The organism is uncultured Hyphomicrobium sp., assembly GCF_902826555.1.
GTDB lineage: Bacteria > Pseudomonadota > Alphaproteobacteria > Rhizobiales > Hyphomicrobiaceae > Hyphomicrobium_C.
Genome location: NZ_CADEFI010000037.1, coordinates 1 through 4090 on the forward strand (window position 1 = coordinate 1; position 4090 = coordinate 4090).

Annotated in this window: 4 protein-coding genes; 3 read left to right on the plus strand and 1 reads right to left on the minus strand. The window is 63.3% G+C overall.

Annotation, left to right across the window (positions count from 1 at the left end; genetic code table 11):
- Positions 1-1757 (minus strand): S9 family peptidase (locus tag QZV93_RS13975; protein WP_295559241.1); only part of this gene is annotated, 1757 nt, incomplete at its 3' end.
- Positions 1758-2354: 597 nt separating this feature from the next.
- Here QZV93_RS13975 and QZV93_RS13980 point away from each other — a divergent pair.
- The 3 genes from QZV93_RS13980 to QZV93_RS13990 all read left to right on the plus strand — a co-directional run bounded on the left by QZV93_RS13980 (position 2355) and on the right by QZV93_RS13990 (position 4088).
- Positions 2355-2762 carry a MucR family transcriptional regulator gene (locus tag QZV93_RS13980; protein WP_295559242.1) on the plus strand — a complete coding sequence of 136 codons (408 nt, stop codon included), beginning with the start codon at positions 2355-2357 and terminating at the stop codon, positions 2760-2762.
- A 211-nt stretch (positions 2763-2973) separates the two neighbouring features.
- Complete coding sequence (locus QZV93_RS13985; protein WP_295559243.1) at positions 2974-3459, plus strand: helix-turn-helix domain-containing protein; 486 nt, start codon at positions 2974-2976, stop codon at positions 3457-3459.
- Positions 3460-3473: 14 nt separating this feature from the next.
- Complete coding sequence (locus QZV93_RS13990; protein ID WP_295559244.1) at positions 3474-4088, plus strand: DUF6456 domain-containing protein; 615 nt, start codon at positions 3474-3476, stop codon at positions 4086-4088.
- The last annotated feature ends 2 nt before the right edge of the window (positions 4089-4090 follow it).

The window sequence follows — 4090 nt, forward strand, 5'->3', positions numbered from 1 at the left end:
TCGGCGATGATGCCGAGAAACAGGTCCGGCGCCATGTTGGCGACCACGCCCATCAGCATGCCGCCGGCCGATCCGCCGTTGGCGACGATGGCGCCGCGCCGCGTCAGTCCCTGGTCGACGAGATGCTCGCCGGCGGCGATGAAGTCGGTGAAGGTGTTGAGCTTGCGGTCAAGCTTGCCGTCCGTATACCAGCGGTATCCCTTGTCCTTGCCGCCGCGGATGTGAGCGATGGCGAAGATGAAGCCGCGATCGACCAGCGAAAGCCGAGTCGTCGAGAACGAGGCCGGGACCGAGATGCCGTAGGATCCGTATCCGTAAAGGAACAGCGGCGCCGATCCGTCGAGCGGCGTGCTCTTCCTGTAGAGGATCGACACCGGAACCGTTTCGCCATCCTTGGCAGGCGCGAACAGACGCCGCGTAACGTAATCGTCGGCATTGTGTCCGGAGGGAATCTCCTGCCGTTTGCGCAGCACGCGCGTGCGCGAGGCCATGTCGTAGTCATAGGTCTCGGCCGGCGTCGTCATCGACGAGTACGTGAAGCGCAGCGACGTCGTCTTGAACTCGTAGCCCTCCGCCATTCCGAGCGCGTAGGCCTCCTCGGCAAAGGCGATCTGGTGCTCGCCGGAGACGTCGAGAAGCTCGCGTCCGACCTCGAGCCCGGGCGTGATCGGCGTAATGACGATGCGCGGCAAGCCGTCCTCGCGCTCGAGGCGCGCCAGGAAATTCTCGGTGACGTTGACGTCGAGGATCAGCCGCCCTGGCTTGTGCGCCACGATCTCGCGCCAGTTCGCGCGTCCTGGCTGGTGAACGGGCGCATCGACGATGCGGAAGTCTTCCGCGCCTTCTGAGTTGGTCGTGATGATGAGGTGCGACCAGTGGTGATCGACCTGGTACTCGTGGCCGTGCTCGCGGGCTTCGACGAGGCGAAGGGCGCTGTCGGGTTGATCGGCGTCGATCAGGTAGACTTCGTTCGTCTGGTGATCGTGCGCATCCACGATCAGGAATTTGCCCGAGAGCGTCTTGTCGAGCGCAACGTAGTAGCCGATGTTCTTTTCCTCGTAGACGAGAACGTCGGCCGAGACCGGCGTCCCGACGCGGTGACGGTAGACGTAAAGCGGCCGGTGGTTGTCGTCGATCCGGATGTAGAACAGCGTCTCGCTGTCGTTCGCCCATTGGATCTCGCCGCGGGTATCGGGGATCTCATCCGCAAGATCCTGTCCCGTCTCGAGGTCGCGCACGCGGATCGTGAACATTTCCGATCCCTTGTCGTCGACGGCATAGGCCAGCCGGCGATGGTCGGGGCTGTGCGCCTTTGCGCCGAGATCCCAGTAAGGCTTGCCCTCGGCTTCCGCGTTGCCGTCGAGCAGAACCTGTTCGTCGCCACCGTCGCGGGGACGTCGGCAGAAGCGCGGATATTGTCCGCCGGCGACGAAGTTCGAGTAGTACGCGAATGGTCCGTCGAGCGACGGCACCGAGAAGTCGTCTGGCTTGAGACGCCCTTTCATCTCGGCGAACAGCTCGGCCTGCAGCGCGGTCGTGGACGCTAGCGCCGCCTCCGTATGAGCGTTCTCCGCCTCCAGATAGGCGCGGATCTCACGGTCGAGCAGCGACGGATCGCGCATCACGTCTTGCCAGTTGTCTGCGCGCAGCCACGCATAGTCGTCGACCAACGTGACCCCGTGATGGGTCGCGCTCAGCGGCCGGCGCTCGGCGACGGGCGGCGAGGGAACAGCAACGGGCGAGACGGGACCATGCATAGGGACGACCTTCGATATGTGATTGAGCGGACACCCTAGGGGTGCTCGCCCAACGCAGCTGGGTGATTGAACGCGGAAGTGGCCGAGCGGTAGCCCTTTTGTCAGAACCGCGCAGGATGTGACGAGGCCGCCTGCAGTTGCCGAGAAATGCACTCCATCCGCCGGGAGGCAACACGCCATATCTGCCTTGGGCAACTCAATCTTAACGAAGGATTGGAGCTACAAGCAAGCCCAGTGCACCCCCGTTCTATTTGTATTTGCGCGAAATGATATCAGAAAAGCTTGGATGTACGGCCCCCGCAAATGGAAGCGGAAACAAACGAAAAATTGTCAACGGTCCGCTTGAGCATTGAACCGATTAGGGATTTGCTCAAGATTTGTAGAGCTGGCGTTGACATCAAACAGGGAATGATGTCCAAAGACGTGGACGGCATAGATTGTTCGCGCGCCAACACACGCCGAAACCGTTAGGCCGATCATGTTGCGTTCAGCTTGAGGGCGATACGTAAAGACTATAAATAGCCTTGAGCTTGACTGTATCGGCTAAAGATTTCAGGGCCGCGGATCCGCTGCGGGCCTGCTTGGAAGGACAAAGCGATGGAAGACGGGGCCCAACCGGAGCTGGTCGAGCTGACCGCGAGGATTGTTTCCGCATTCGTGAGCAACAATACGATCGGTGCGGAGAACTTGCCGCAACTGATCAACGAGACCCATGCCGCATTGAGTCGCGCCACGGGCACGATCGTTCAGCCCGAGCGCGAGGAGCTGAAGCCCAAGGTTCCGGTCAAGAAGTCGGTGATGCCTGACCACATCGTCTGCCTCGAGGACGGCAAGAAGTTCAAGTCGCTGAAGCGCCACCTGAGGACGCACTACAATCTGTCGCCGGAGGAGTATCGCGAGAAGTGGGGTCTTCCTCACGATTATCCGATGGTGGCCCCCAACTACGCGCGCGCGCGCTCCGACCTGGCCAAGAAGATGGGCCTTGGCACCCGGCGCGAGAAGTAGCGCGAGCTCTCATCCCGTCCACACAATGGGGCGCGGCCGTCGATGCCGGGCCCCTTTCCTTGCGGGCCGCGAGCCGAGGATATGGTGCTGCGCCGCAAACCTCCGGCACCCGCACTTATCCTCGCCGTTCACTGCTCCGCTAGTTTCGGTCTCGGGCACGGTGCGAGCACGCGTATGATCGGCTCGTGCTCCCGAGATTGGACGGTGCCGCATGAGCTTCAGATCCTGTGCCGAACGTGCTGCCCCTTCGAGTGCGAGCCCGGACGGCAGTTTAGGGTGGGGCTTCCTCCATCCTCACGAGCGCGACGGGCTTCGCAAATTCGCTTCCGAATTCGGCGATAAGGCCGGTCGCGGCGTGCTGGACGGCGAGGCACGGCGTCTGCGCCGTGTCATCGAAGCCGCCGTTGGTGACGTGTTCGGCATCGCCCACGCCGATATCTCCCAGCCGTCACGCGGCAAAGCCCCCGTCGCGCGGGCGCGCCAGGTCGCCATGTATCTGGCGCACGTTTCCTGCGGCTTGAGCTTGACCGACGTCGGCATCGTCTTTGCGCGCGACCGCACCACCGTCGCCCATGCCTGTGCAGTGATTGAGGACCTTCGCGACGATCCCGTGTTCGACCGCGCCCTCGAGCTGATGGAGTGGATTGTCCCCACCCTGGCCGGTCGCGACCTGCTGCACACCAATTTCGACAGTTGATCCTGGAGGCATCGATGAGAAGTTCAGCGCGCTTCCCCGCGCCGAAGATTGCTGCGCGCGCGCGCCAGGCGCCCAAGACGCGCGCTCCGGCATCGGACAGCTCCCGGCCCATGCGGAATATCGCGGAAAGCCCCATCGCCTGGCTCTTCAGCCGGCGCGATAGCGAGGGTAATCCCTTGATCAGCGAGGCCCAGTTCAATGCCGGAGAGAGGTTGCGCGCCGATTTCTGGTTCGCGCAGATGTCGCCCAACGTCACGCAAGCTTGGAGTCCGCGCCTGTCGTCAGGCGGCCGCCGTAGCGCTCCCGGTGCCGGCGTCGATGTGGCGGACAACGTCATCGCCGCCGCCGAGCGGGTGCGCCGCGCGCTTGCAGCCGTTGGCCCCGAGCTCTCGGGGGTCTTGATCGACGTCTGCTGTCATTTGCGCGGGCTCGAGGATGCGGAGCGCCGCGCCGGCTGGCCGCAACGGTCGGGAAAGATTGTCCTCAAAGTCGCGCTTTCGGCGTTGGCCCGCCACTATGGATTTACGGCGGCGTCCGCTGTGCCGCGCGCCGCCGGTGTACGCCACTGGGCAACGCCGGACTTTCGCCCTTCCATCGACGGAGCGATTGACGAGATGGACGAAGGCTAGGC